This is a genomic window from Thainema salinarum CENA647, assembly GCF_057732415.1.
Map to the genome: position 1 here is coordinate 4,883,912 of NZ_JBYJZJ010000022.1, position 25,685 is coordinate 4,909,596.

24 protein-coding genes, 2 pseudogenes and 2 riboswitches are annotated in these 25,685 nt (G+C 51.9%); of the genes and pseudogenes, 17 read left to right on the top strand and 9 right to left on the bottom strand.

All coding sequences use genetic code 11. From position 1 onward, the window contains the following. The first annotated feature begins 116 nt into the window (after nucleotides 1-116). A riboswitch (cyclic di-AMP (ydaO/yuaA leader) is annotated at nucleotides 117-281 on the top strand. A 118-nt stretch (nucleotides 282-399) separates the two neighbouring features. The 3 genes from ntrB (at nucleotide 400) to AC286M_RS28170 (ending at nucleotide 3,652) form a co-directional block, all read left to right on the top strand. After that, nucleotides 400-1,233: a nitrate ABC transporter permease gene (ntrB, locus tag AC286M_RS28160; RefSeq protein WP_488207536.1), complete on the top strand. Its 834-nt coding sequence runs from the start codon at nucleotides 400-402 to the stop codon at nucleotides 1,231-1,233. Between the two features lie 14 nt (nucleotides 1,234-1,247). Beyond that, the gene (locus AC286M_RS28165) at nucleotides 1,248-2,678 is read left to right on the top strand and encodes a CmpA/NrtA family ABC transporter substrate-binding protein (RefSeq protein ID WP_488207537.1); all 1,431 of its coding nucleotides are present in this window, start codon (nucleotides 1,248-1,250) and stop codon (nucleotides 2,676-2,678) included. Between the two features lie 149 nt (nucleotides 2,679-2,827). After that, nucleotides 2,828-3,652 carry an ABC transporter ATP-binding protein gene (locus tag AC286M_RS28170; protein ID WP_488207538.1) on the top strand — a complete coding sequence of 275 codons (825 nt, stop codon included), beginning with the start codon at nucleotides 2,828-2,830 and terminating at the stop codon, nucleotides 3,650-3,652. 22 nt (nucleotides 3,653-3,674) lie between these two features. Here the strand turns inward: AC286M_RS28170 and AC286M_RS28175 are convergent, their stop codons facing one another. Beyond that, nucleotides 3,675-5,003, bottom strand: coding sequence for a YbaY family lipoprotein (locus AC286M_RS28175; protein WP_488207539.1), 1,329 nt, complete (start codon nucleotides 5,001-5,003; stop codon nucleotides 3,675-3,677). A gap of 176 nt (nucleotides 5,004-5,179) precedes the next feature. Further along, entirely contained in the window at nucleotides 5,180-6,286 is a 1,107-nt protein-coding gene (locus AC286M_RS28180) for a sirohydrochlorin chelatase (protein ID WP_488207540.1), read from the bottom strand. A gap of 44 nt (nucleotides 6,287-6,330) precedes the next feature. Continuing rightward, nucleotides 6,331-6,404: riboswitch (adenosylcobalamin-variant (AdoCbl-variant) riboswitch) on the bottom strand. A 430-nt stretch (nucleotides 6,405-6,834) separates the two neighbouring features. On the opposite strand from AC286M_RS28180, the gene dps reads away from it, so the two are divergent. Continuing rightward, entirely contained in the window at nucleotides 6,835-7,368 is a 534-nt protein-coding gene (gene dps / locus AC286M_RS28185; protein ID WP_488207541.1) for a DNA starvation/stationary phase protection protein Dps, read from the top strand. A gap of 63 nt (nucleotides 7,369-7,431) precedes the next feature. Here dps and grxC read toward each other — a convergent pair whose 3' ends face one another. Further along, entirely contained in the window at nucleotides 7,432-7,701 is a 270-nt protein-coding gene (grxC, locus tag AC286M_RS28190) for a glutaredoxin 3 (protein WP_488207542.1), read from the bottom strand. Between the two features lie 109 nt (nucleotides 7,702-7,810). Then, a complete protein-coding gene (locus tag AC286M_RS28195) occupies nucleotides 7,811-8,155 on the bottom strand; it encodes a hypothetical protein (RefSeq protein WP_488207543.1) in 345 nt (114 codons plus the stop codon). A 209-nt stretch (nucleotides 8,156-8,364) separates the two neighbouring features. Between AC286M_RS28195 and AC286M_RS28200 the strand changes: the two genes are divergently transcribed. Together AC286M_RS28200 and AC286M_RS28205 are read left to right on the top strand one after the other, a co-directional pair. Beyond that, nucleotides 8,365-8,697, top strand: coding sequence for a hypothetical protein (locus AC286M_RS28200; protein ID WP_488207544.1), 333 nt, complete (start codon nucleotides 8,365-8,367; stop codon nucleotides 8,695-8,697). Nucleotides 8,698-8,720: 23 nt separating this feature from the next. Beyond that, nucleotides 8,721-9,512, top strand: a complete 792-nt coding sequence (locus tag AC286M_RS28205; protein WP_488207545.1) for a YdcF family protein — start codon at nucleotides 8,721-8,723, stop codon at nucleotides 9,510-9,512. Here the strand turns inward: AC286M_RS28205 and AC286M_RS28210 are convergent. Then, the gene (locus tag AC286M_RS28210) at nucleotides 9,451-10,551 is read right to left on the bottom strand and encodes a CHAD domain-containing protein (protein WP_488207546.1); all 1,101 of its coding nucleotides are present in this window, start codon (nucleotides 10,549-10,551) and stop codon (nucleotides 9,451-9,453) included. The two genes, AC286M_RS28205 and AC286M_RS28210, sit on opposite strands and share 62 nt — an antisense overlap. Nucleotides 10,552-11,048: 497 nt before the next feature. On the opposite strand from AC286M_RS28210, the gene AC286M_RS28215 reads away from it, so the two are divergent. From AC286M_RS28215 to AC286M_RS28245, 7 genes are all read left to right on the top strand, one after another. Continuing rightward, nucleotides 11,049-11,681 carry a hypothetical protein gene (locus AC286M_RS28215; RefSeq protein WP_488207547.1) on the top strand — a complete coding sequence of 211 codons (633 nt, stop codon included), beginning with the start codon at nucleotides 11,049-11,051 and terminating at the stop codon, nucleotides 11,679-11,681. Nucleotides 11,682-11,766: 85 nt separating this feature from the next. Continuing rightward, on the top strand, nucleotides 11,767-12,459 hold the full coding sequence (locus tag AC286M_RS28220; protein ID WP_488207548.1) for a hypothetical protein: 693 nt from the start codon (nucleotides 11,767-11,769) through the stop codon (nucleotides 12,457-12,459). Between the two features lie 55 nt (nucleotides 12,460-12,514). Further along, on the top strand, nucleotides 12,515-14,137 hold the full coding sequence (locus tag AC286M_RS28225) for an ArnT family glycosyltransferase (RefSeq protein WP_488207549.1): 1,623 nt from the start codon (nucleotides 12,515-12,517) through the stop codon (nucleotides 14,135-14,137). A 278-nt stretch (nucleotides 14,138-14,415) separates the two neighbouring features. Continuing rightward, on the top strand, nucleotides 14,416-15,762 hold the full coding sequence (locus AC286M_RS28230) for an MlaD family protein (protein ID WP_488207550.1): 1,347 nt from the start codon (nucleotides 14,416-14,418) through the stop codon (nucleotides 15,760-15,762). Nucleotides 15,763-16,094: 332 nt separating this feature from the next. Continuing rightward, a complete protein-coding gene (locus AC286M_RS28235) occupies nucleotides 16,095-17,831 on the top strand; it encodes a diflavin flavoprotein (RefSeq protein ID WP_488207551.1) in 1,737 nt (578 codons plus the stop codon). A gap of 155 nt (nucleotides 17,832-17,986) precedes the next feature. Further along, nucleotides 17,987-19,747: a flavin reductase gene (locus AC286M_RS28240; RefSeq protein WP_488207552.1), complete on the top strand. Its 1,761-nt coding sequence runs from the start codon at nucleotides 17,987-17,989 to the stop codon at nucleotides 19,745-19,747. A gap of 63 nt (nucleotides 19,748-19,810) precedes the next feature. Next, nucleotides 19,811-20,044 carry a hypothetical protein gene (locus AC286M_RS28245; RefSeq protein WP_488207553.1) on the top strand — a complete coding sequence of 78 codons (234 nt, stop codon included), beginning with the start codon at nucleotides 19,811-19,813 and terminating at the stop codon, nucleotides 20,042-20,044. Between the two features lie 160 nt (nucleotides 20,045-20,204). On the opposite strand, the gene AC286M_RS28250 is transcribed toward AC286M_RS28245, so the two are convergent. The 4 genes and pseudogenes from AC286M_RS28250 to AC286M_RS28265 form a co-directional block, all read right to left on the bottom strand. Next, nucleotides 20,205-20,333, bottom strand: a complete 129-nt coding sequence (locus AC286M_RS28250) for a hypothetical protein (protein ID WP_488207554.1) — start codon at nucleotides 20,331-20,333, stop codon at nucleotides 20,205-20,207. A gap of 62 nt (nucleotides 20,334-20,395) precedes the next feature. Then, nucleotides 20,396-20,503, bottom strand: a pseudogene (locus AC286M_RS28255) (hypothetical protein); the annotation flags it as partial. Between the two features lie 12 nt (nucleotides 20,504-20,515). Beyond that, nucleotides 20,516-20,644, bottom strand: coding sequence for a leucine-rich repeat domain-containing protein (locus tag AC286M_RS28260; RefSeq protein WP_488207555.1), 129 nt, complete (start codon nucleotides 20,642-20,644; stop codon nucleotides 20,516-20,518). A 1-nt stretch (nucleotide 20,645) separates the two neighbouring features. Beyond that, nucleotides 20,646-21,089 carry a leucine-rich repeat domain-containing protein gene (locus tag AC286M_RS28265; RefSeq protein ID WP_488207556.1) on the bottom strand — a complete coding sequence of 148 codons (444 nt, stop codon included), beginning with the start codon at nucleotides 21,087-21,089 and terminating at the stop codon, nucleotides 20,646-20,648. 913 nt (nucleotides 21,090-22,002) lie between these two features. Here AC286M_RS28265 and AC286M_RS28270 point away from each other — a divergent pair. The 4 genes and pseudogenes from AC286M_RS28270 to AC286M_RS28285 all read left to right on the top strand — a co-directional run. After that, nucleotides 22,003-22,116 (top strand): annotated as a pseudogene (locus AC286M_RS28270) (photosystem II q(b) protein); the annotation flags it as partial. A 153-nt stretch (nucleotides 22,117-22,269) separates the two neighbouring features. Then, nucleotides 22,270-23,484, top strand: coding sequence for a sodium-dependent bicarbonate transport family permease (locus tag AC286M_RS28275; protein WP_488207557.1), 1,215 nt, complete (start codon nucleotides 22,270-22,272; stop codon nucleotides 23,482-23,484). A gap of 84 nt (nucleotides 23,485-23,568) precedes the next feature. Further along, complete coding sequence (locus tag AC286M_RS28280) at nucleotides 23,569-23,901, top strand: P-II family nitrogen regulator (protein WP_488207558.1); 333 nt, start codon at nucleotides 23,569-23,571, stop codon at nucleotides 23,899-23,901. A 517-nt stretch (nucleotides 23,902-24,418) separates the two neighbouring features. After that, nucleotides 24,419-25,609, top strand: coding sequence for a sodium-dependent bicarbonate transport family permease (locus AC286M_RS28285; protein ID WP_488207559.1), 1,191 nt, complete (start codon nucleotides 24,419-24,421; stop codon nucleotides 25,607-25,609). Nucleotides 25,610-25,685 lie beyond the last annotated feature (76 nt).

The following is a 25,685-nucleotide window of genomic DNA, read 5'->3' on the forward strand; positions in this document are numbered from 1 at the left end:
ATGTTTAAACGTTAGTTCTCATACCTAATCTCATCCCAAGCAACACGGCAGGATCTTTGTTGACAGTTTTAGAAAAGTAGTGCTACAAATTTTGGAATACCGAGTAAGTCAGCCTAGTTTTCGCTGTGCTTATCTAATCCTATCGGATACAGCAGCAGCGAAAAGCGGGGGAACCAAGCTCTTAGGAGCACCGGGGCGTATTTTCAGCGTGACATTCTGAAAAAGGGCATCTCTCAGCCCTAGCCCGTCAGCTAACCTCGTCGGCATTGGGGGAAGACTGTGATACGGCAATCTGTCAGGCAAATCGCCGAACGATTTGGGCAGATCATGCCGATTAAACAGGATTCTTATTTGGACTCTCAGGTATAAAGTCCAATTCAAAATAAGGTGCAACCAATCATGATTTTGATGAGTTTGGCGATGAACGCCAACCGCTCTGTCATGCGGCTGTTTCGTGGCTTCTTAAAGCCGGAAATTCTGTTACCAACCGTTGGGTTTGTCGGCGTAATTGTTGTCTGGTGGATTATTGCGTTGTTCCGGCGCGAAATGATGCCCACTCCACCCGAAGCACTGGCGAAAAACCTAGATTTCATCTTGCACCCGTTCTATCATCGTGGCCCTGGCGATTTGGGCTTGGGCTGGTTACTGCTGGCTAGTTTACGCCGCGTTTGCATTGGCTTTTTGCTGGGCGCAATCGTCGCGATTCCGGTTGGAGTCTGGATTGGCTTATCTCACAATGCTTGGTTAGCTCTCAACCCAATTATTCAAGTATTCAAGCCCGTTTCCCCGCTCGTTTGGTTGCCCATTGCGCTGGCCATCTTCAACTCAGCGGAACCGTCGGCTATTTTCGTCATTTTTATCACCTCCCTCTGGTCAACCATTATCAATACCGCTGAAGGCGTCAGCAATGTGCCGAAAGACTATCTAGAAGTCGCCCAGGTGCTAGAAATGCCGCGCTGGAAGCAGCTTGTCAAGGTGATCTTGCCTGCTAGTTTGCCGTATATCTTTACTGGATTACGCATTAGTTTGGGCATTGCTTGGCTCGTCATTGTGGCCGTTGAAATGCTCACAGGCGGCATTGGCATTGGCTTTTTCGTCTGGGACGAATGGAACCGTTTAAACGTGAGTTCTGTATTTTTAGCGGTCTTTGTCATTGGCATTACTGGACTGATTCTGGACTATGCCCTTGCGAGTTTGCAGACCGCAGTTACTCACCGTCCATCCCGCTCTTAGGCTTGGAGGAAACCATGAATACGCTATGGACTCGGCGTTCCTTCCTGCAAGGAATGGGCGCAACGACGACTGCGATCGCATTTTCAGCCTGTGGTAAAACCCAAACTCGCAATCCAATCGGTCTACCCCAAGCCGCTCTAGCAATGGAGCCTGTAATCGATCCGGCGAGTTTAGAAAAACCCAATATCACCGTCGGTTTTGTTCCGGTTAACGACTGTGCCCCCTTTGCCGTTGCCTGGGAAAAAGGCTTCTTCCGCAAATACGGCCTCAACGTCACCCTCAGCCGCGAAGCCAGTTGGGGCAACTCCCGCGACGGCATCATCTTTGGCCGTTTGGATGCCTCACCTGTCGTTTCTGGAGCCGTCACCAATGCGCGTACCGGAGCCGAAGGAGCACGGCAGTTTCCCCTCTGCGCCGCTATGACGATCCACCGTCACGGCAATGCCCTCACCATGAATCGGCAACTCTGGGAGGGCGGCGTTAGACCCTGGCACACCTACGCCGGAGACCTAGAGGCATTTGGTCGCGACCTGCGCACCTACTGGGAAAGCACTCCTCTAGATAGCCGAGTGTGGGCTGTCGTCCTGAGTTCCTCCATTTATGAATACTTTGTCCGCTACCTAATCGCCGCTGTGGGTATCAACCCCATGAGCGACCTGCGGCTGATTATTACCCCGTCGCCCCAGATGGTGAGCAACACCCGCATTGGGGCGATGCAAGCCTACATGGTGGCAGAACCCTGGAACACCCGCGCCATCTCCGGCAACGAAGGCATTGGCTTTACCTTTGTACAGGGACGAGAAATTTGGCGCGGCCACCCCGATCGCCTGCTTGCAGTCCGCGAATCGTTCATCCAGGACTATCCCAAAACCTATCGGTCACTGGTTAAAGCCATGATCGAAGCCTGCCAGTACTGTAGCGATCCAGCCAACCGCGAAGAAGTCGCCACCATCATCTCACAACGCTCATTTACCGGAGCTGCCGTCAAATATACCCAACCCGGCATCGTCGGCAATTACAACTACGGCGGCTTTGACGGGAAATCTCGGATCAAAAACAGTCCAGACACAACCCTGTTTTTCGACATGCCGGATTCCGTCTCCACTGTGGCTAACGACCATTCTACATTCCTCTGGCAGTCCGAAAGCCTATGGCTGATGACCCAAGCGGCCCGCTGGGGACAAATTCCAGACCTGCCGAAAAATGCCGATCAGATTGCTCGTCAAGCCTGGAAAACAGACCTCTATCGCGAAATTGCAGCCGAAATGGACATTGCCTGTCCAGCAGAGGATTACAAAGTGGAACCAGGGGAAGCATTTATCGATGGCAAATCCTTTGATCCAAGCGATCCAGCGGGCTACCTCAAGAGTTTTGACATTCGCGCCAACGCACCCCAAACCTTTTTCCTGAGCCAAACGCAAGTAGTCCCAAAAATTATGAGCTGAGGACTCTGTCGAGACAGCCACGAGATTCCACGTTCAGACGTTTAAACGTTCCAACGTTCCAACGTCCCCCAATGTCCTAACCAACCTGCCTTACCGCAATACCACCCCGAAGCGAAACGACTTAACCCTTACACCTGGGAGAATTTGTCATGTCCTTTATGCGATCAGTCGCGCCAAACGGCGCTTACCCTAACCAAACCGCACCCTTTCTCGCCATTGAAAACGTAGTCAAGTCTTTTCGTAAGCCAGATGGCAGCCAGTTTGTTGTCCTGGACGGCATCAACCTGACTATTGGCGCACAGGAATATGTCTCTGTGATTGGGCACTCTGGCTGTGGCAAATCAACTCTGATGCGGATTGTGGCTGGCCTAGAAAAACCAACCGCTGGCGCAGCAATTCTGGAAGGTCGAACCATTCGTAAACCGGGCTCAGAGCGGATGATGGTATTTCAGGGCTATGCTCTCTTGCCCTGGCTGACGGTGCGAGAAAATATTCGCATGGCCGTCGATGAAGTGTTTAAGACCACCAGTCGAGCTGACAAAGTTTCAATTGTGAATGAGCATATTGAGATGGTGAAGCTCACCGCTGCTGCCGACAAACATCCCCATGAGCTATCAGGCGGCATGAAGCAGCGGGTGGGAGTCGCACGGGCTTTGGCGACTCGGCCCAAGATGCTGCTGCTAGATGAACCCTTTGGCGCACTGGATGCCTTGACTCGGCCCAAGCTTCAGCAAGACGTTCTGGAGATTTGGGGACAGCATCCCCAGGCCGTCATGATGATTACCCATGATGTAGACGAGGCTATCTTTATGTCCGATCGCGTGGTGATGATGACTAACGGCCCTGGCGCTAAAATCGGCCAGATACTCAATATTCCTCTGCCCCGTCCCCGTAATAGTCATGAGCTGCGCGAGTCTAGAGAGTACTACGAACTGCGCAATGAGGCATTGGACTTCTTAGAGCGGTATCAATAAAATCTCGCAATTTTAGGAATAGCTATCGATTCCCAGCACTCGTCACTGGCTCAACGATAATATCTACTTGATGGGGATTGCCGTTGGTAATCACTGGGTAGCTAGTGGTACTGGTAAACCGGAGCTGATCATCCACGTAGATGCTGGCCCGCACCGCATAGGTATGACGGGGACTAATCTCATCGGCATCATAGGAGAGGGAAAACGGAATCGGCACTTGGCGACCGTCAGATTCAATCGTTTCGCTGGCCAAGATAACAGCCTCTGCATCCTGCAAACTCACATCCTGAAGCTGAACCTCAATAATCGCAGTGGGAGGTAGCGCAATCCGCTGCCGATAGGCGACCGTGCCCGTGATGGTGGCTAAATCGCTGCTGGTCTGATCATCCGGCTGAACATCGCCATTAATCACCAAACTATCCTTGCCATACGCTGAATCAAATACCCGCACCGTTAGCTCGCCTTCGTATAGATAACTCGTTCCCTCCGGCGTTTCCTCCACCGTTACGGGCACACCGTTCAGGTCTAATCCCTGACTAGCCTTGTTATACAAGTCAATCTTAGTTTGTTCGTCTTCTTGATACACGCGAACGATGTAGTCATTCGTGTCTAGCTGAATCAGAATTTCACCCTCTACTTTGTCTGGAAACTCATCGGTTTCCGACCGATCCGGCAGCGGCCCCGGCAGCGTCATGGGTGCCAGCAAATCACCGCTTACCTGCACCAGCGCCGGCTGCACCTGATACACCTGCGTGACTTCTAACGTCGGACAGCAAAGCGGATCATCTGCATCCTGCGTCACTATATTCAGTGTGACCTGTCCGTCATCGATACCCACGGCATTGACTCGAATGCGATCGCCCAGAAATACCGTACCCAATGGCTGAGGATCAGTTGCAACATCCAGAACTGGCGCAAGATAAACAAACTGCCCCGAACCACCTGAATTCACTAATAAAAGTGCGATCGCATCATCCGCTGTTCCCTCCCCATCCAAATCACCGAAGTCAATCAGTCCGGCCTGATTAATTAAGCTAACTTGCCAGCGCTGCTCCCTATTTTCATAAAAGCCATCCGTCAAGGAAACAGCGCCATAGTAGGGAACCGTATACTCCAAGCCCTGCATCGTGCGGAGCAGATCGCACCATGCCTGCTTGTCAGGACTCCAGACTTCACGAGTCAGGCAGTTATACCAAGTTGGCTCGTCGTCTGGTGCAGCAATTTGAGTAGTTGGAGCTTTATCTGAGTTTTGATCTAGAGATTCATCGAGCGACGTTTGCGCCACTGCCAAATGGCTCAATCCTGACCAACCCAATCCAGCGCCGAGGGCTAACGCAACGATTGTTTTCATGTTCTTTCACTCTTCACCAACGTTTTAACTCTATCGCTGGTTGATGATGCTGAATATTGCAGTTACCGATTTAGCAACTAAATTTGACTCCTTCCACTTCAAGATCTGCAAAAGATCCCAAAATGAGCAGTGGCTGCCGCGATGCGGCAGCCACTGCTCGTTTGAGGTTGGTAAAGTTAGGGAACTTGCCAAACTCGGTCGTGATAATCGGCAGGTTTGGCATAGGGATCGACAGCTTCGTGGCTGTGATCATGCCCATGCCCGTGGCTGTGACCATGATTGTGGCCATGACTGTGATCATGATGTGAATGCCCATGATTATGGCCGTGAGAGTGGCCGTGATCATCGCCGGACTTGGCCGCTAATCGGAACTTGCACATTTCACAGTTCATTTGCACTTCGCCCATCTGCGTTTCCAGCTCACGGCGGCGCAGAATCGCTAGCAGTTGGGGATGGATATTCATCTCCGGCAGGCAAGATAGGTGTATATGGGGAAACTGAGCCTGCTGCTGCGCGGTGATATCAAAAATTTTCTTGACCAGCACGCCCGTAAACATGAAGTAAGGCAGCACTACAATCCGCTTAGGTCGATACAGCCGCGCCCGCTCAAAACCCTCCTCCAACCGGGGATGCGTAATCCCAATAAAGCAGGTTTCAACCGTGTGATAGCCGCTGCCTTCCCACACCATACGCGCTAGCTTGGCCACATCACCATTGGCATCCGGATCGCTCGAACCGCGTCCGACAAAGAGTAAAACCGTCTCGCTGCGCTCAATTCCATAGGGATTATGCTCCGGCGTATCCAGTAGCGCCAAGCGATCGCGCCATAGATCTAAAATTTCAGGCGTAATCCCAAAGTGGCGACCGTAGTGAAACGTGAGCTGGGGGTGACGCTGACGGGCGCGATCCAGCTCGTTTGTCACATCAAACTTATTGTGGCGCGCCGCAAATAGCAGAATCGGCAGCACTGAAAGCTCTGTATACCCCTGCTCTACGCACTGATCAACGCCGTCTTGAATCGACGGTTCTGTCAGCTCGAGAAAGCAGGGCAAAACGGGTCGGGTCGGATCTAAAGATTGGTAAATATGGGCGAAATCCAGCAAGCGCTGACGACCATCGGCATCGCGGCTACCGTGCCCCACCATCAGGAGAGGTCGCTTGATGGGAAGCGGAGGTAACTCTAGCTGCGCGATCGCAGTTGCCTCTTGAGCCAGCAGATCAGCCTGAAACGCCTCAATCGACGCAACAGTTAAACGACTCGAATTGAGCGGTGTAGTAGACATGACAATCAGTTTCCTGTGCAACGCAGGAGAATAAACATCAGCATCAGCTAGTAGGCATTCTGGCTTTCACAGCTGCGGCACAGCACCGGACTTACACCGGATTTTCCCTACCTTGCCGACAAACTTGGCCGATTGGCGCTCTGTAATCTTAGCCCATTGGCAGAATCCAAACTCAAACGAGTCATGTACCTTAGGATCTTCTACTAATTTTTTTGCGGAATTTTAAAGAAGGGGTTGTCAAGTCGAAGTCATTATGAGTACACTTTAGGAGTAGCAATCGTGAGACTGATGTAATTTAGGTTTAACAATCCGATTCAACGGTATGCAGAGGTACGATGCGTCTTCACAGTTGCGGTAGTCTACAGTTGAATTCCTTTCGGCTGATCGCTCAGTTGGAATCGATGATTGAAGTTAATCTTGATTGCAGACTGGAAAACTTGCGCTATCACCGAAAAGTCAACTGCTTGAATTGCAGCTTCCCCTTATTTACCGTTTTTCCAACTAGCCTAAGTTTTTCGCATTACTCACACTAGGAGAGTCTTAAATTTATGACAGCCACAACATCTCGTCCATCCAAATCAAATCGCCGCTTCTATCCCACTCGGATCGATTTGCCGCAGGATGTGCGATCGCAGGTTACTGAAATCCTCAACCAAACCCTAGCCGCCACGTTAGATCTCAAAACCCAGACCAAGCAGGCTCACTGGAACGTCAAAGGCATGGACTTTTACCAACTGCATGAGCTGTTTGATGAAATGGCAGGTGAACTAGAAGAGTACGTTGACATGGTGGCCGAGCGCGTCACTGCCCTGGGTGGCACCGCAATGGGCACTGCCCGCCTCGCTGCGGCTGAATCGATTCTGCCCGAGTACGACCTAGAAGCCGTCACGGGTGAAGAGCACGTAACAGCTCTGGCTGAGCGCTTTGCCGCTTATGCTAAGCACGTCCGGGAAGCGATTGATACTACCGATGATCTGGGCGATGCCGATACGGCTGACCTCTACACGGAAGTATCCCGCACCGTTGACAAGCGTCTCTGGTTCCTCGAAGCGCACCTGGTCAAGAAAGGCGACGCGAAGTAGTTAATACTTGCTAAACAAGAATCCCCCTGCCGCGATGCGGCAGGGGGATTCTCGTTTAAACAACTAGGCTGCGCCGCCCTGTAAAATTTGGTCAAGTTTGCCCTGGGCATCAAGCTGATGAATGCCCTGACAATCCCCAACATAGTGATCATTCACAAAAATCTGGGGCACTGAACGTGGCCCACCCGTTCGCTTCGCCATTTTCGACCGAGCTGCTTCATCACCATCAATTTGGTGTTCCGTGTAGTCAACACCTTTTTTATCCAAAAGCGCCTTCGCCCGAATACAAAACGGGCAGCTACTCCAGGTATAGATTTCAATATTTGCCGCCATGCCGACCTCCAACTCATCCTGTTACAAAATATTACTTCTTATTCTAGGGGCTTGACATGACACCGTTGGGGGATCTGTCCAATATCGATTTGGAGAAAACTGGCGGAAATTAGAGAAAAACCAGATCAGACTGCCGCACCCAGCCCCGCACGACACCACTATCGACGTAATACATCGTCATCGTGCTCGAAACGCCGATCGCATCAAACACCTGTACAGCCGTGCCGCTGGGAATTGAACCGACAATGTTTGCAGAACTCAAATTGGGTGAAGCATAAACAGTCGCATTGGTCGTAGCGCGAGCCGTTGCGTTACTAGCCGCAGGCGGACGCGACGTACCGGGACGATCCGCCAACATAGGCGATGCGGTAATCATCAAGCTACTCATAAGAGTTAAAGTTGCGATCGCACCAAACCCCAAGACATTCCTTAACGTCTTCAATCGAATAGTCATAACTCACTTACTCCAAGCACACCGAAAAACACTGCTTAAGACTTAAACTGGCTGATAAAGTTAGCACAGCGCTCCCAATTCCGATCAAAAAGTCAACCACTGTTAGTATTTTTTTACAGACCTCACGCCTCACGCCTCACGCTCACTCCTCACCCCGATTGCTGTATAACAGAAATGCTTGAGTTCTGGAGGTATACCTGAACAAGATTATGAGCGACCAAGGGATTACGATTGGCTTACAGCTCTGGCTGTTTTTTCTCGTCTGCTTTGTTTTGCTGGATTATCCGATTCCCCTCAGCCTATGCCTAGGAGCAGCAGCAGGGATTGCGGCCAGTCTGATTATTACCTGGTGGCAAGCGCCAACTTCGCCCAATCAAGCTGAAGCCATACCTGAAACAGCCATCAGTCGCCTACGCAGTCGGATCTCGCTCTGGCGCAGCGCCCGTCAGGGTAATCGCAATCGCTGGTTTCGGCCTAGCTCATCGGTGTATCAGCGTCGTCGCTCTCGGGGTGAGTCTCGGATTGACTCGCGCAATGAGTAATCAAAAGCAGCCTGCCAACCACCATGTTTTTATTTCTATCAAAACTGTTGCCCCTATTCGTCTATCCGTTGGGACTGGGCTGCTTGTTGATTGCGCTGGCCTGGTTCCTGCTTTGGAAACGACCCCGTGCGGCGGCGAGTTTGCTGTTAGGTGCGATCGCAGTTTTATGGCTGGGCAGCAACGCCTGGGTCGCCACCGGGTTGACGCAGTCCTTGGAATGGCAAAACCTGCCGCCTGCCAATTTACCGAACGCTGACGCCATTGTTGTACTGGGTGGTGCCACGCGCTCCCAGATTGCGCCCCGCCCCTGGGTAGACGTAATGGAAGCGGGCGATCGCATTCTGCACGGTGCCCGTCTGTATAACGCAGGCAAAGCGCCCTGGCTGATCCTCAGCGGTGGCCGAATTGACTGGAAAGATGGCGGTGCGTCTGAGTCGGCAGATATGGCTCAAATTGCTGTCGAAATGGGCGTTGCCCCCAACGCGATTCTGCAAGATCCGGAGTCCTTAAATACCTACCAAAACGCCATCAACGTCAAGCAGATTCTAGAGCAGCGGGATCTCGATCAGGTGCTGCTCGTCACCTCTGCGCTACATATGCCGCGCTCGTTGGCGATCTTTGAGAAACAGGGTATAACTGCGATCGCAGCTCCGACCGATTTTATGGTGTCGGAACAGAGCTACGACGAGCTGACCAGCAGTCTGGAAGGTCGCATCTTAGGTATTTTGCCTAGCGCCGAAAATCTGGCGCAGACTACTCGGATTCTGAAGGAGTATCTGGGGCTGGTGATTTATCGGCTGCGGGGCTGGCTGTAAGTGCAGCACCAGGCGTCAACACCAACTGGCGCAACTGCTGCCGGAATTCAGCGGTCAGATACTTCGCTTGAATTGGCTGCCACTGTCGCCAAATGTCAATTTGCTCCTGCTGGAGCTGCTGGTGTAAATCCGGTAGCTGCTTGGGCCAATCGGCATCGAGTTCATCCGCTAAAAACTCGCTCAAAATCGCCCCATCCTGGAGCTGACCGAGCAAATCCTGAATCACTCGAAACTCCTCTGTTTGAGCCTGGTAGCTATCGCCATAAAACTCGGTAAAAAACTCAGTCTGATAGCGTACCCGCTTCATTTGTTTACGCAGGTCATGTAGATCGTCGCTATCTTGCTTTAGCACCTGATGAATTTGTGTTTGGTTCAGTCGCTTAGTCGGCTGAATCCCCTTCTGTTTTGTGCTGCTAGTCGCCACCAACCAACCCGGATGCAGCAGTAGTTCGCTAATCAGCGGCAGCAGCAAGTCGGGTAAAACCTGCTCCAGCGGCAATTCGGCCACTGGCGTATACTTTGGCTGCTCTAGCCAAGTCTGGAAACCCTGCTCAAACGCGGCGTACTGCTTCCCTTTCAGTACCTTCCGCAGCCGCTTGCGGCACTTCTTGCGCTTCTTCTGCACCCGCTCCATCACAGGTGCCAGCGCCCCAATCACTTTAGGATCAGCTTTTTCTAGATAAGACTGCAACCACTCCAGCATCACGTCTAAATCCCGCACGTTGCCCAGTGCTTTAGCCAGCTTGCCAATTTTCTTAATACTTAGCCCAGACGGCAGCACAACGACTCCTTCAAAGACCTGTAGCGCTGTCCGCAGCCGCCGCATGCCAACCCGCATCTGATGCACATCTTCTGGATCGCGATCGCACAGTACATCATCCAGATACTTGGTCGATTTCTTGAAATGCTTGCGAATCGCCTCATGGGCATACTGATGCAGCGGTGTGAGTGACGATGTCTTGCCCGTCGAGGTCTGTTTTGAGGTTCCGTTTTTAGGGGTGGAGTCCTGTTCAGGAGTCGATTGGCTAGCAGTCTTCATTGGCGTTTAGTGCGAGATAGATACGTATTCGATGATCTGGCTTCGGTTGTTTAAGCCTAATTTAAGCTTAGCGCAGCAAAATTCAGCCGAGTTTGAACAAAAATTGAGCGCATCAGCAACACATCACCACTGAGGTTTATAGCGCTTCTTGCGCTGATAAAGGGGAGGTTATTTTTTTGAAAGCCGCGCTCCGCGCGGCTTTCAAAAAAATAACTTATACCTCAGTAGATCAGGAAAGGCTATAAACAGTTGATTGGGATGACGTTCTGTTCCATCTACTCAGCGATATTAACGCCATTGCAGCCCCGTTCAACCTGAGTCAAGACACAGCCTGCCCTATTCAAAACTGAACCTAAAGAAGTAATTTTGCTGTCGCAATGCGGCGGCAAAATTACTTCTTTGAATTTGGGTACAAGCTGTGAGTTAACAAATTGTTGAAGATGTTCGTTTTATCGTTGAGATGGTCATAATGAGGAGCGGAGTTGGAGGAAAGGAATATGGGTCAGCACAGGAACAATCAACGATTGGGGCGGCAAGGGAGAAAAATCGGAGGTGCGATCGCACTTTTACTCCTGGGTTACACCGCGACTGAAACGCTAACCAGCCAGCCAGCCGCAGCCCTACCCGGACAAAAAGCCGACGATGTTGCCGCCTGGATTCAAGCCCACCCCACCTTACAACCTGAACTCGGCGAACGCCTGCGCGTACAGCGTACCGACACCGCCGCTCAGCGATTTCTATTTGAAGCCTCGCGCCTGTCGCCTGGACGTCCTCTAGAACCCGGAGTCGTCGGCGAAATCCGCTCCGAAAAAATTGAGCTATTCGACATCATCAACGGCGTCACCCGTGAACGCCTCGAAGAAACGCTGCGGGTGATTTATGGCGCTGATCTCTATCGCGACTATATGGAAGCCGAACCCGTCTATACCTATCCCAATGCCGACACGTTCCGCCAGTCCCGCAATTCACCGCTATTAACATTTCTGGAAGGTGAACTGCGTCAGGGCGATCGCTACGCCTACTGGGTTGAAGTTGCGCGCAATCCGGCTGGCGTCAACTACAGCGGACGGATGATCGTTTTGCTGCCGGAAGATGTAGCGGGTTTAGAAGCTCAACTGCGCGATCGCTAGTTCAAGCCTTAAAGAACTTCATCGTTTTAGTCACTTCGGCAAGACTCGTGGCAAAATGTTCGGTGTTTCTGTGAGGGCGAATCGAATGGAACAGCGGCAGAGTCAGAGTCAAATCACGCCATCTCGTCGAGCTGTGCGGCGATATGTGCGGCATCAGGGACTACGCTTCCTGCTGAGTGGGCTGAGTTTAATCGGCACAGTCTGCCTTGGCTACTCGGCTCAAGCTCAAGAATTTCCGCCCTGCCAGCCGCCCAATACCAATGAGTACCTACTGCTGGTAATTGGCGAAACGCCAGAGCAGCGGCAGCAGGTGCAAACCCTCGTACCTGACGGCACAACGATCGCAGTTTGTGATTACTTTGGCGATCCAGTCGTCCGCATTGGTGGCTTTACCAATCTGGAAACCGCCAGCGCTTGGGCCCAGTACTTGGGTGGTGAGGTTAACGATATTCAGACCTTCGTCGCCCGTCCACCTACGGCTGTTCTGCCTGCCACGAACCCCAGCACCTATCAGCCGCGACCGCTCGGCGTCGGCTACGCCGTCCTAGTGGACTACGAAAATCGACCTGAAGTGGCTCTAGACGTACAGCAAGCCATTTCCCGCGAAGTTGGCGTAGCCGCTTATCGGCAAGATCCCTATTTACTGGCTCTCTACACGCCCGATATTCAATCCGCCAGCGCTCTGCTCAAAATCCTTAGCGATCGCAACTTTGCCGCCATGATTGTCGATAGCCGTCAGGTAATGCTGCTGCGGGCAGGTGTGACGGTGGGGGAGTGAGGGAAGTGAGGCGAGAGGCGAGAGGAGTGAAGAGTGAGGAGTGGGGGGTGGATGGGTGGATGAGTGGGAGCGACAGGGGCGGTATTGGGGTTGGGTGTTTAACCTGATTGTGCCGCTGGCGTTTGTGGTGCTGGCCTATCGCTGGACTGCGATCGCAGATGTGTTTCAGTTTGATCCGGATGAGGGGATTGAGCTGACCAAGGCGGATTTGTATCTGCGCGGCTTTCAGCTCTACAGCGAAATTTGGAGCGACCAGCCACCGCTGCCGACGGTGCTGTGGGCAGCGTGGCTACAGCTGTTTGGACATTCTGTCTTGGCTGCACGGTTATTAACGCTCGGCTTTGCCACGGTTCTGGTCTGGGCACTGGGGCACTGCATGTGGCTCACCGTCGGTGCGCCTGCGGCGCTGATTGGCGTCGTATTGCTCGTGATATCGAACCATTTTGTGCAGTTTAGTGCAGCGGTAATGATGGGGATTCCCTCGCTGTCTCTGGCTGTGCTGGCAATGTATACCCTGCTGGTTTACGAGCGCACGGCTTGGATTGGCTGGCTCTTGCTCTCCGGCATCTGGCTAGCGCTGTCGGTGCAAATCAAAGCCTACACGCTGTTTCTGCTGCCCGTGCTGCTGCTGGGTCTGCTTCTTACACCAACCAGCAACAGGGCCGCTACCGGGAAACTTCAGCCAGCGTTCCGACGCGGCGCAGTTTGGTCACTCGGGTTCGGCATCGCAACCGCGATCGCACTTTTTCTCCTTCCCTCCCAAAGCCTCGAACAGTCCACCCTCAGCCACTTTGACACCAACATCCGCACCGCCGTCGAGTGGCAAAATAGCTGGGGCGGCTACCTCAACTTTTTGGTGAAAGACCCAGACTACTGGATTTTGGCAGGTTTGGGCCTATGGGGATTATGGGCTGAGAAGGTGCGATCGCACTTTCTCAGCACCCTCCGATCAGGACTCAGCATTCCCCTCCTCTGGCTGCTAGCCAGCTTAACGGTACTCGCCTGGCACCGCCCCATCTGGTATCACTACTACCTGCTGATTTCACTTCCCCTCACCTGGCTCGCCGCCTATGGTGCGCAGCCAGCACTCACCGTTTGGCACCAACAACTGCACCGCTTCCTCCCCTCATCCCCCACCCATCTACCCTCCCCCTCATCCCCCACCCATCTACCCTCCCACTCATCCACCCATCCACCCTCCCACTCATCCACCCCCCACTCCTCACTCCTCACCATCGCCACAGCCAGCCTCCTTGCCCTCTCCCTCCTCGTCGGACTCCCCATCAAGCTAGCGCTGCTCAACCATACGACACAGCGCTTTCTGGATAAATCTCAGGCTCCGTTTGCCATGCTGGAACATATGCAGCCCTACAATAGTCAAACGGAATGGCTGTTTACCGACACCCTGATTTTTGGGTTCTATAGCGATCTAAAAATTCCGCCGGAGATTGCGGTCTTTTCGACGAAGCGCTTTCTGTCCGGTAGCCTCACGCCGTCTCAACTGCAAACCATTTTGAGCGATTATGCGCCTGAGCAGGTGGTTCTAGGTCGATTTGAGACAGTTCGACCAGCGCTGCAGCCCGAACTGGAGGCGAACTACATTAAAACTAGCCAACTTGACGATATCAGCCACTTTTACCGACAAGATGCGGAATTAAGCAAAATCGAGCAAAGCTGAGGTGGTCACAAATGGCCGATTTGAACACCGTCTTGCAAGATTGATGCTGGTTGGACTAGCAGCATAGAGGAATCTAAATTTGCGATCGCGAAACAAGGCTATCCTGGGTAAGATCATCAACGTTGGCTTCAGCCCAGCTTATTACTAGTCCGGTTGAAAACCCATGATTTATTTTTGCGAAATGCTTGTGGCGCAAGCATTTCACAAAAATAGATTGGGTTCTTATACATGAACCTGTATATCATCAGCATTAGGAACGCCAGTGGAGAACAGCGGTTATGCGAGCACGCACCATTCGAGAGGGATCGGTTGGGTTACTTATCCTATTTGGTTTAGGACTCATTGGATTCCTGATTATGTGGATTCAAGGAATAGACTTTAACGACCGTAGCTATCGATTTTGGGTGCTGTTTGAAGATACCGTTGGCATGCAAGAAGGTGCGCCGGTTCGCTATCGTGGCGTTCCCGTTGGAAAAGTAACCGCCATCCAGCCCCAGTCCAACCGAGTGGAAGTTCAAATCGAAATCGAAGATCCTCAGCTCCACATCCCTGATGATGTGTCCATTCAGGCCAATCAGGCTGGTTTTCTGGGTGAAACCTCTATCGACATCTATCCGCGCATGGGGGCATCGCTGACCGATACGGAGATCGCGCTGAATAATCCACTGGATGAAGACTGCAATAGCGACGTGCTGGTTTGTGCAGGCGATGTTCAACCGGGCGATCCGGGCGTCAACTTCAATGAGCTGATTCGCTCCACGATTGCGCTATCTAATCAGTTTACCGATCCAGAACTGTTTGCTAACATCCAGGATCTCACCCGCAACTCCTCCAACGCCGCCGAAGAAGTCGCCCAACTGACCGAAGAAGTCACCACCCTGGTCAAATTGTTTCAGGCCGAACTCGGCCCATTGTCTAACTCGGCCATCACGGTTGCCAACTCGGTGAGCCGTGCTGCCGACGAAATCAGCACGACCGCCAATCGCACTAATGCGCTACTGGATGCCAATGAAGCAGCATTAACTAGCACGCTGAACAATATCAGCGCCACCAGCACCCAAGTCCGGATTCTGCTAGAGGGATTTGAACCGCTAGCAACCAGTCAAGGAGAGCTTGTGCAGAACTTAGAAGTGCTAACGGCCAATGCGGCAGCTACAGCTGAAAACCTGGAAGATCTGACCAGTGCCCTCAGCGACCCCACGACAATCCTCATGCTGCAGCAGACGCTCGATTCTGCTCGCGCCACTTTCCAGAATATGCAAAAAATCACGGCGGATCTGGACGAACTAACGGGTGATCCGGAACTGCGGGATAACATCCGCGACTTAATCTACGGATTTAGCAATTTAGTATCGTCCACTGAACAGCTTGAGCAGCAGATGCAGCTCGCTCAGCAGGAAATGGACGGCTCTCCCACCGAGTCTCCAGTCTCATTCACGCAACCATCCAGCTCATCGGATAAAAGCGAGATCGAGAAACTGAATCTGTCTATTCTCGATGATGCGGATTCCTCAATGACCTTTCACTCAATGCCCATTACCAATTCAATTGGTGAGCGGGTACAGGTTGCTTTTCCGCTGATTCGTCCAGCCGAAGAAAGCTCAGCTACTTCACGGATCGAATAGCCTGATACACCATTTCCAAACCGCAAAAGAGAGTAGCCAACCGAGACTCTCTTCTGCGGTTTTAGACTGACTCCATTTAAGAGTGAGAAAACGAGAGAGGAGAGTGCCTCAAAATGAGGCACTCTCCTCTCTCGTTCTTATCTAGAACCGCTATATTTACGTGAATTATTCAACACCATCCATTGAGAATAACCTGGACTAATCAAAAAACAACTAAATATATCAATAGTTTATGAATTAATTTCAGAATTGACATTTTACTTTGGTTGGTATGCAGTTCACCATAAAAACAGATTCAATTAACGATTCCGTTGTTTAGTGAGGCTGTTTTCATGGTTGTACTGGTTGATTCCCCTACTCAATCACCGCGTCCAACCGGACGCCTGACGCTGCAAACCGCTGCGATCGCATCTGATACTTTGGCCATTCGCTGTCTCGATTGGGATCGCGATCGCTTTGATATTGAATTTGAGCTACAGAATGGCACGACCTATAACTCATTTCTGATTCGCGGTGAGAAAACGGCGCTGGTAGACACGTCCCACCGCAAGTTTCAGGATCTCTATCTCAGTTGTTTGACCGAACAAGTCAATTTGGCCGAGCTGGATTACCTGATTGTGAATCACACGGAGCCGGATCACAGCGGGTTAGTGCGAGAGATTTTAGAACAAGCTCCCCAAATTACGGTGGTTGGCTCGAAAGTCGCCATTCAGTTTTTAGAAAACATGGTGCATCAGCCCTTTACCTCGTTAGTGGTGAAGAGCGGCATGTCGCTCGATTTGGGCAATGGGCACAAGCTAGAGTTTGTTTCTGCCCCCAATTTGCACTGGCCAGACACAATTTTCACCTACGACACCGGGACGCAGGTGCTATTTACCTGCGATGTGTTTGGTATGCACTACTGCGATGATTGTCTGTTTGATGAAATGCCGCATCTGCTAGAGACGGACTTTCAGTATTACTATGACTGCCTGATGGGGCCAAACGCCCGCTCGGTGCTGATGGCGCTGAAGCGGATTGACCCGTTTACCGTAGATTTGATTGCCACTGGGCACGGGCCGCTTTTGCAGCATCATCGCACTGACTGGGTGGAGCGCTACCGCACCTGGAGCCAAAACCAGGCACAGGCCGAAACCTTTGTGGCGCTGTTCTACACCGATGAGTATGGCTATAGCGATCGCATTGTGCGGGCGGTAGCGGACGGCATTGCTAAAACAGGGATTGCGGTTGAACTGGTGGATTTATCCGTGGCCGATCCGCACGAAATTCGCGAACTCGTCAACTGTGCGGCGGGCATTGTGATGGGGATGCCGCCCCAAACCTCACAAACCTCTACCCATGCGGGTTTGGGAACTATACTAGCCACCGTGTCGAATAAACAGACATTCGGCCTATTTGAAACAGGGGGTGGCCAGGATGAACCGATCTATCCGCTGCGGGCACAGCTTCAGGAGCTGGGCTTGCGGGAAGCCTTTCCGCCGATTCTAATTAAGTCAGTCCCTAACGAAGTCACCGATCAGCTCTGTGATGAAGCCGGAATCGATTTAGGGCAGTACCTCAACCGCGATCAAACGATTAAGCAAAGCAAATCGCTGGCTTCCAATCTCGACCGCGCCTTGGGCCGAATCAGCAGCGGCTTATATCTGATTACGGCTAAAAAGGGCGATGTGTCGAGCGCCATGCTGGCCTCCTGGGTGATTCAAGCCAGCTTTGAACCGCTCGGAGTTGCGATCGCAGTTTCCAAAGATCGAGCTATTGAATCCCTGCTGCACATCGGCGACAGCTTCGTGCTGAACGTGCTGGAAGAAAGCAACTATCAGCCGCTGATGAAGCATTTCCTCAAGCGATTTCCACCCGGAGCCAATCGGTTCGACGGCGTTGCCACCTATGCCGCGCAAAACGGATCGCCAATTCTCGCTCAGGCCCTAGCCTATATGGAATGCCACATCACCAGTCGGCTCGACTGCGGCGATCACTGGGTCATCTACGCCACTGTCCAAACCGGACGCGTCGCCAAACGCGACGGCCTCACCGCCGTCCACCACCGCAAGGTTGGTAATCATTATTAGCTACAAATCTCCAAGTTCATCATGGCGTAGGAGCAATTCACTGCAATCGTGCCAATCTCATTTCGGTTCTATATCGCCCCTACTCTCCTACTCTCCCACCCTCCTACCTCTTACCCTCCCACCCAACCCAGCAAACCCAATTACAGTCACAGATCATGACCCAAAGCTACTCTCCTCCAAATCAACTACCACTCGCTGAATCTCGTCCTCGCGATGTGCAGATTGCAGAGCTTGGATCAAACATCACTGTTTTGCGATCGCGCACGTGGGAGCGGCTCAAGTTTGAAGTTGAATACAACCGCCGCCAAGGAACGACAGCAAACTCGTATTTGATTCGTTGCGATCGCACGGCGCTGATCGATCCACCGGGCGAATCATTTACTCAGATTTACCTAGAAGCCCTACAGCCCTATTTAGCAGAAACGACGCTTGATTATGTGGTTGTTAGCCACGTCAACCCCAATCGGATGGCGACATTGGCGGCCTTAGTGGAACGAGTACCGACAGTTGCGATTGTCTGTTCCCGACCAGCGGCTCAAGCTCTAAAAGCGGCTTTTCCAGACTGGAGCGATCGGCTATATATCATCTGCCCGCCCCAAGGCTATTTGGATCTGGGACAGGGTCGCCAACTCCAGTTGCTGCCCGTCCCGACTCCCCGCTGGCCCGATGGGCTTTGCACCTACGACCCAGTCAGCCAAATTCTCTTTAGCGATAAGCTGTTCGGGGCACATGTCTGTGGCGATGCCGTGTTTGATGAAGAATGGCGACGATTAGAGGTGGATCGCCGCTACTATTTCGACTGTTTACACGCCTCGCAAACCAAGCAAGTCGAAGCGGCACTAGATCAGATTGCACCTTTACCCGTGAAATGTCTCGCTCCGGGACATGGCCCTCTTGTCCGTTACAGCCTCAGCCGCTTGCAGAAGGACTATCGCCAGTGGTGCCAGCAGCAGGCGCAGCAGACCTTACGAGTGGCGCTGATCTATGCCTCGGCTTATGGAAATACCGCTACTCTAGCGAATGCGATCGCACAGGGGTTAATTCAATCTGGTATTGCAGTTGATGCCCTGAACTGCGAGCTAACCGAGCCAGAAGAACTGGCAGAGGCCGTGGTGGCCAGCGATGGCTTCATCATTGGTTCCCCGACCTTGGGCGGCCATGCGCCCGTTCAAATTCAGACCGCGCTTGGAATTGTGCTCTCCTCAGCAATCCAAACAAAGCTGGCAGGCGTATTTGGCTCCTATGGCTGGAGCGGAGAAGCGATTGATTTAATTGAGGACAAGCTGCGGATCAACAACTATCGGCTTGGGTTTGACACAATTCGAGTTCAGTTTAGTCCTGACCAAGCCAAGTTGGCAATGTGTCAACAGGCTGGTGCCATCTTTGCCCAGCAGTTGAGAAAACAAAAGAAGCGCCGCTTACCGCGTCAAGCCGCGACTGAAACTCACACTGACCGAACGGAACAAGCGGTTGGCCGGATCATTGGCTCTATCGGTGTGATCACGACTCGGCAAGGCGATCACCATAGCGGCACACTAACCTCATGGGTTTCCCAAGCTTCATTTAGCCCACCTGGACTGATGATTGCGATCGCAGCTGATTCGGCGGCCAGCCATTTACTGCATCCGAATGCAACGTTTGTGCTCAATCTGCTCAAGGAAGGGCGCACCATCCGGCGGCATTTTTCCTATCAACCCCAGCCGGGCGATCAGCCCTTTGCTCACGTTGCCCATCGAGAGGCTGAAAACGGCTGTCTGATTATCGAAGAGGCGCTTGCCTATCTCGAATGTACGGTGCAAGGCTGGATACAGTGTGGCGATCACTGGCTGATTTATACCGCAGTCAACGATGGCAATGTGCTTGATCCCTCAGGTGTAACTGCCATTCAACATCGCAAGTCCGGCAGCCAGTATTGATTTTGAGGTCGTTACTAACGGTGATGCTTATAGTTTTCGCTAACGCCTAAAGGAGTATGAATCATGAAAAAACAAGCAGAGCCCATCGTCGATGAAGGTTGGATTGTGCATGTTTATGGGCGCAATCGTCGATTGCTGTGTGCCTTGGAACCCTCTCATGGCTGGAGTTTCTTGCTGGGCTGTGGGTTTGGGTTAATTTTAGCCATTGCTTTATTCAATTTGTTTCCGCCCTCATCTACTGAGCGCCAGATTCGCTCAACTCCAACCACTGAAACTCCTTTGTTAGGAGTCGATTAATCGCGACTCCGACTAGAAAGAGCCCGAATTATCTTTTGTGAACATTAGCTCTAGCTATATTATGGCCTTTCCTGATCTACTGAGGTACAAGTTATTTTTTGAAAGCCTCGCGGAGCGCGGCTTTCAAAAAATAACCTCCCCTTTATCAGCGCAAGAAGCGCTATATTTTTGCGGGTTCTAAATTCATTGAATCGAGCGGAGAAAACAGACAAACTGTTGCAGGCTGCACCGGACAAGTGCGATCGCGGATTTCGGTGCCGCGCAAATCTAATCGCGCCAGTTGCGGCAACGTCGAGAGCTTCTCGGCGTCCGTTACCGGAGCTTGATATAAGTCTAGCCAGGATAGCTGAGTCAGCTGCTGGAGAGGCGCAACGGTTGTGAGCGGCCCAAAGCTAGGTACTGGAGCTGTTCCAATCCGCTCAGCGGTGATATATCCTGAATTTGATTGTCAAACAGCGATAGGTTGACGAGCTAGTTAAGGCTGGCTGGCAATATATCCTCAATCTGATTGTCGAAGAGGGAGAGCTGCTGGAGGTTAGACAGCCGAGCTAAGGGCGCAATATCGCTAATCTCATCATCATAGAGCGATAAAGTTTTCAAGTTACTTAATCGTATTACTTAATCGTAACAGTGGGCGCAGATTAGAAATTTGGTTGGTATCGAGAAATAAATGCTCCAGGTTAGCTAGCGATCGCAGCGGCGACACATCCTCAATTTGATTAACGCTAAGCGAAAGCCACTGCAGTTGATCCAGCGTAGCTAGAGGGCTAATATCTTTGAGCTGTAGTCGTTCTAGCACGAGAGCTGTCTCCTGATTCAGCAACGCCTCGGCTTCAGTACAGTCGCTCGTACCCGCTACAGCCAGCAACTGCTGCACCGTGTGGGCCGCATCAGGAGAAATCTGCTCTTGATGCGGCCCACACGGTGCAGCAAAGGTTTGAAACGGAGGACTTGAGCGCCCATTCTCGAATGCTAACGCACCCAATACGCTCAAACTGCCCATTAACGAGGCCAGAACCCATATCCATCGGGTTAATACAGCCATGTCTAATCCTCCCAATCAATAGACTTTATTGGAAATACTCACATCTTGCACTCAAACCCGAAGAGGTGATTTTGCCGCCGCGACGCGGCGGCAAAATCACCCTTCTGGGTCTTTGGTTTGCAAGGTGCAAGATGTGAGAAATAAAGTTTTTGGGGTTGGAAATTGTTTGGTAGCGCGGCGGAGCCGCGCTACCAAACAATTTCCGATAAAGTCTAATGCCATCTACGAGGTGAACGAGGTGAAATATCCAATGAAATATAAAAGAGCGTATTTCTTTAGCTATTGGGCAGATATTGGGCTTCCATGACTGAGAGCGATCAGATTAAGTGGATAGCCTTCATCCTTCAGACTGAAAGCCTTACATCGCGAGGTTTTTAGTCGAAACGGTGAATTTCATTCCACTGACTTAGCGTTATAAAACATTGAGTGGAATCTTTGGTCACAATTGATCATTAGCCCTAAAAATAACAAAACTACAAAGTCAAAAGTTTTGCTTATATCTGGAATTTAACAATCCATTCGTACTTTGCCCTACAAAGGGTTCAATTCCAGGATTTTTTAAGATAGACTTAAGCACATGTAGAAACGGTTCTACATAGAGTCGAATCTATGGACTCGTACATGGATCAAATGCGATCGCAGATCCTTCTGTTCGGAAGCGGATACTCCGAACAGCCTATTGGTTAAGAGCTCTCTCAAAACCTGTGTTTTGTGGGGGTGATTCATTCACCCCTGCTTTTTTCACTGGTTTTTACTGGCTCATAAAAGTTTGTTCACCTACAAAAATAAGTTGACCGTTCCTCTTGATTGGGGGTCGGAAGGAGGTACTTATGGCAAATTTCTCTTGCATAACTTGTCGGAACTTTCTGTACATTGCAGGGGCTTTCGCAGTCAGCCCCATCTTCGTCTCTCGTTGGCCGTGTTTCCCGCAGTCTGCATCTGGTTTGCAGCTCTGGGAGTGAATGCGATGGCGTTTAACCTGAATGGCTTCAACGTTAATCGCTCGGTGCTGGATACTTCGGGTCGTCCATTCAGCCCATGACGCACCGGAATGCAGATGCAATAGAGTGGCGGTTTAACTCGCTGCTCACCCGGATGCGCAGAGCCGCTACTCAGGATTCGAGGCCATACTTAGCTGCCGTCCTGACCCCTAACATCCAAATTAAGGAGGAATTACAACGTGGATTTCTTGTCAGATTTCTTAACAAAATTCGGGGCGCAGTTGCAGTCCCCAACGCTTGGGTTTCTGATGGGCGGTATCATTATTGCCGCCCTCGGTAGCCAACTGGCCATTCCCGATGCGATCTATAAGTTTATCGTCTTCATGCTGCTCATCAAAGTTGGCCTGAGCGGCGGCATTGCGATTCGCAATGCCAACCTAACGGAAATGTTGCTGCCCGCGCTGTTCGCTGTGATAACGGGGATCCTGATTGTATTCGTTGCCAGCTATACGCTAGCCAAGCTACGGGGTATTAGAACCGTAGATGCCCTGGCGACCGGGGGCCTGTTCGGGGCCGTGAGTGGCTCTACCCTCGCCGCTGGCATCACGGTACTGGAAGGGCAAGGCGTTCAATACGAGGCCTGGGCTGGCGCACTTTATCCCTTCATGGACATTCCAGCACTCGTGACTGCGATTGTCTTGGCCAGCATTTATACCAGCAAGCAGAAGCGCAACAAATATAAAAATGATGCCTATATCAGCAAGGATGAGTATCTCGGCAAGCAGCCCGTTCCCGCAGTTCCTGCAGTCGGGACTCCCATCGACCAGCCCGTTCCCGCAGTTCCCACAGGCGCATATTCCATTGACCAGGGCGGTACTGTAGGCGGATATTCCGGCGGCGGCGGTAGCTCAGGCGGATATTCCAGCGAACCAGGCGGTTCCGCAGGTGGGCGAGTCAAGATCTGGCCCATCGTTCAGGAAAGCCTTCAGGGATCTGCTTTATCGGCACTGCTGCTCGGTCTTGCCCTGGGCATCCTCACCCGGCCTGAAAGCGTTTTTGAAAGCTTCTACGAGCCTCTCTTTCGCGGTTTGCTTTCAATTCTGATGTTGGTTATGGGAATGGAAGCCTGGGCACGACTCAATGAGTTGCGCAAGGTGGCCCAGTGGTACGCTCTGTATGCCTTTTTCGCACCCTTTCTGCATGGGTTTATCGCTTTCGGTCTCGGCATGATTGCCCACTACGCTACGGGGTTCACCCCTGGCGGCGTCGCGCTCCTGGCCATCATTGCCGCCTCCAGTTCAGACATCTCAGGGCCGCCCACGTTACGGGCTGGTATCCCCTCGGCCAATCCCTCCGCCTATATCGGCGCATCCACAGCTGTCGGCACACCAGTTGCTATTGCCCTGTGCATACCGCTCTTCGTTGGGCTAGCCCAGGCGATGACGGGTGGCTAATCCCAGACGGCTCCGGTCTGCCGGTGCTCCTCTAGCTCGGCGACCAAATGGTTCAATAAATATATACGTAAGGAGGTAAACTACATGGCCAAGCCAGCCAAAAAGCTCGTTATCATCACAGAGAAATTGCTGCTGAAAAAGGTTGCTAAGATCATCGACGAGGCCGGAGCGACCGGTTATACGGTATTAGAAACCGGCGGTAAAGGTAGTCGTAATATACGCTCATCAGGACAGCCCAGCGTTTCCGACACCACCGCGAATATAAAGTTCGAGGTGCTCACCGACAGTCGGGATATGGCCGAGAAGATTTCGGATCGGGTCGCAATAGAGTTTTTCAACGATTATTCGGGCATTGCCTATATCTGTGACGCGGAGGTGCTGTACGGGCACAGTTTCTGTGGGCCAGATGGCTGTTGATAAATCGAGACGACACAGACTTAAAAAGCCGGGGGCATGCCCCCGGCTTTTTAGTGGCCATATTTCTTGTCCACGAGACATTGACACAGATAGCACAAGGAACCTCATGAACAATATCAGGCAGGAGTGTGGATCTGCGATCGCAAACTCGCAACCTCACATCAGCCCAAAATATGCTGAAAACCAAAGAACAAAAGAAGAACTTATGATTTAGATTTGACATTTTATTTCAAATCTGTGCTAACAGGGCGCAAGAACTATCACTTCGGATGATAGACTTAAGCACATGAAGTCACAGATCTTAATAGATCTAAGTCTATACAAGGTGATGCAGAACAGCGATCGCCTTCAATACCGTTCGGAGAACAGCTATCTCTGAGCAAAACCTGTCAACAGGTTCTCGCGTAACACCTGTGCTTTAGGGGTGAAGCCTTTCTCCCTTGTTTTCTTCAGGTCTTCAAAGTTCAGCTAATTACTAATAATCACCCTTCATTAAAGGAGGTGGAAGGAGGTTTCTGTGGATTTCTTGTCCGATTTTTTGACCCGCTTCGGGGCGCAGTTGCAGTCCCCAACACTTGGCTTTTTACTGGGTGGTATCGTCATTGCCGCCCTTGGTAGCCGACTGGTAATTCCAGATGCGATTTATAAGTTCATCGTCTTCATGCTGCTCATCAAAGTTGGCCTGAAGGGAGGTATTGCAATCCGTGAGGCCAATCTGGCCGATATGCTGTTGCCTGCAATATTCGCCGTGGCAATCGGAATCCTGATCGTGTTCATCGCGCACAACACGCTGGCCAGACTGCCAGGCGTCAGAACCGTAGATGCCATTGCGACCGGGGGCTTGTTTGGGGCCGTGAGTGGCTCTACCCTCGCCGCTGGCATAACGGTACTGGAAGCACAAGGCATCGAATATGAGGCCTGGTCCGCTGCGCTTTATCCCTTCATGGATATTCCAGCACTCGTAACTGCGATCGTCCTGGCCAGCATTTATCTCGGCAAGCAAAAGCGCAACAAATATCTCAAAAATGAGGATTATCTCCGCAAGGAGACGGTTACCTCAGGCAGGTATTCCAGCGAGCAGTCCATTCCTGCAGGTGGGCATTCTACCCGCGACCAGCGCAGTTCTGCAGGCGGATATGCTGGTGCGCCGGGCGGTGGCGCAGGCAGATCTTCTAGCGAGTCGGGCGATACCCCAAGCAAGCGAGTCAAGATTTGGCCCATCATCAAGGAAAGTCTTGAGGGTCCTGCCCTATCGGCACTGCTGCTCGGTCTCGCTCTAGGCTTGCTAACCCGACCAGAAAGTGTTTATGAGAGCTTCTATGAACCTCTCTTTCGCGGCCTACTTTCGATCCTGATGCTGATCCTGGGTATGGAGGCTTGGGCAAGACTTAATGAGCTGCGCAAGGTAGCCCAGTGGTACGCCCTATATGCCTTTGTTGCGCCACTGATGCATGGGTTTATCGCCTTCGGTCTCGGCTACATTGCCCACATCACCACAGGATTCAGCGCTGGCGGTGTTGTGCTCCTGTCCGTCATTGCCGCCTCCAGTTCAGATATTTCAGGCCCTCCTACTTTGCGAGGTGGTATCCCATCGGCCAATCCCTCTGCCTACATCGGTGCGTCCACAGCCATCGGCACGCCGATTGCGATCGCAATTGGAATCCCGCTCTATATCGGGCTTGCCCAGGTGCTAATAGGCAGCGGCTAATTCCAAACGAGTTACGGTCCGCCGGTGCTTTCGTGGCTCGGCGACCCGTTAAAGCAGTTGAATGAATACACTCGCA

Coding starts and splice junctions, on each gene's coding strand:
- dps (WP_488207541.1), top strand. CDS start 6,835: ATGACAGCCACAACATCTCGTCCATCCAAATCAAATCGCCGCTTCTAT.
- AC286M_RS28220 (WP_488207548.1), top strand. CDS start 11,767: ATGGAACAGCGGCAGAGTCAGAGTCAAATCACGCCATCTCGTCGAGCT.
- ntrB (WP_488207536.1), top strand. CDS start 400: ATGATTTTGATGAGTTTGGCGATGAACGCCAACCGCTCTGTCATGCGG.
- AC286M_RS28180 (WP_488207540.1), bottom strand. CDS start 6,286: ATGTCTACTACACCGCTCAATTCGAGTCGTTTAACTGTTGCGTCGATT.
- AC286M_RS28200 (WP_488207544.1), top strand. CDS start 8,365: ATGAGCGACCAAGGGATTACGATTGGCTTACAGCTCTGGCTGTTTTTT.
- AC286M_RS28170 (WP_488207538.1), top strand. CDS start 2,828: ATGTCCTTTATGCGATCAGTCGCGCCAAACGGCGCTTACCCTAACCAA.
- AC286M_RS28165 (WP_488207537.1), top strand. CDS start 1,248: ATGAATACGCTATGGACTCGGCGTTCCTTCCTGCAAGGAATGGGCGCA.
- AC286M_RS28245 (WP_488207553.1), top strand. CDS start 19,811: ATGAAAAAACAAGCAGAGCCCATCGTCGATGAAGGTTGGATTGTGCAT.
- AC286M_RS28205 (WP_488207545.1), top strand. CDS start 8,721: ATGTTTTTATTTCTATCAAAACTGTTGCCCCTATTCGTCTATCCGTTG.
- AC286M_RS28195 (WP_488207543.1), bottom strand. CDS start 8,155: ATGACTATTCGATTGAAGACGTTAAGGAATGTCTTGGGGTTTGGTGCG.
- AC286M_RS28230 (WP_488207550.1), top strand. CDS start 14,416: ATGCGAGCACGCACCATTCGAGAGGGATCGGTTGGGTTACTTATCCTA.
- AC286M_RS28280 (WP_488207558.1), top strand. CDS start 23,569: ATGGCCAAGCCAGCCAAAAAGCTCGTTATCATCACAGAGAAATTGCTG.
- AC286M_RS28210 (WP_488207546.1), bottom strand. CDS start 10,551: ATGAAGACTGCTAGCCAATCGACTCCTGAACAGGACTCCACCCCTAAA.
- grxC (WP_488207542.1), bottom strand. CDS start 7,701: ATGGCGGCAAATATTGAAATCTATACCTGGAGTAGCTGCCCGTTTTGT.
- AC286M_RS28175 (WP_488207539.1), bottom strand. CDS start 5,003: ATGAAAACAATCGTTGCGTTAGCCCTCGGCGCTGGATTGGGTTGGTCA.
- AC286M_RS28240 (WP_488207552.1), top strand. CDS start 17,987: ATGACCCAAAGCTACTCTCCTCCAAATCAACTACCACTCGCTGAATCT.
- AC286M_RS28235 (WP_488207551.1), top strand. CDS start 16,095: ATGGTTGTACTGGTTGATTCCCCTACTCAATCACCGCGTCCAACCGGA.
- AC286M_RS28215 (WP_488207547.1), top strand. CDS start 11,049: ATGGGTCAGCACAGGAACAATCAACGATTGGGGCGGCAAGGGAGAAAA.
- AC286M_RS28265 (WP_488207556.1), bottom strand. CDS start 21,089: ATGGCTGTATTAACCCGATGGATATGGGTTCTGGCCTCGTTAATGGGC.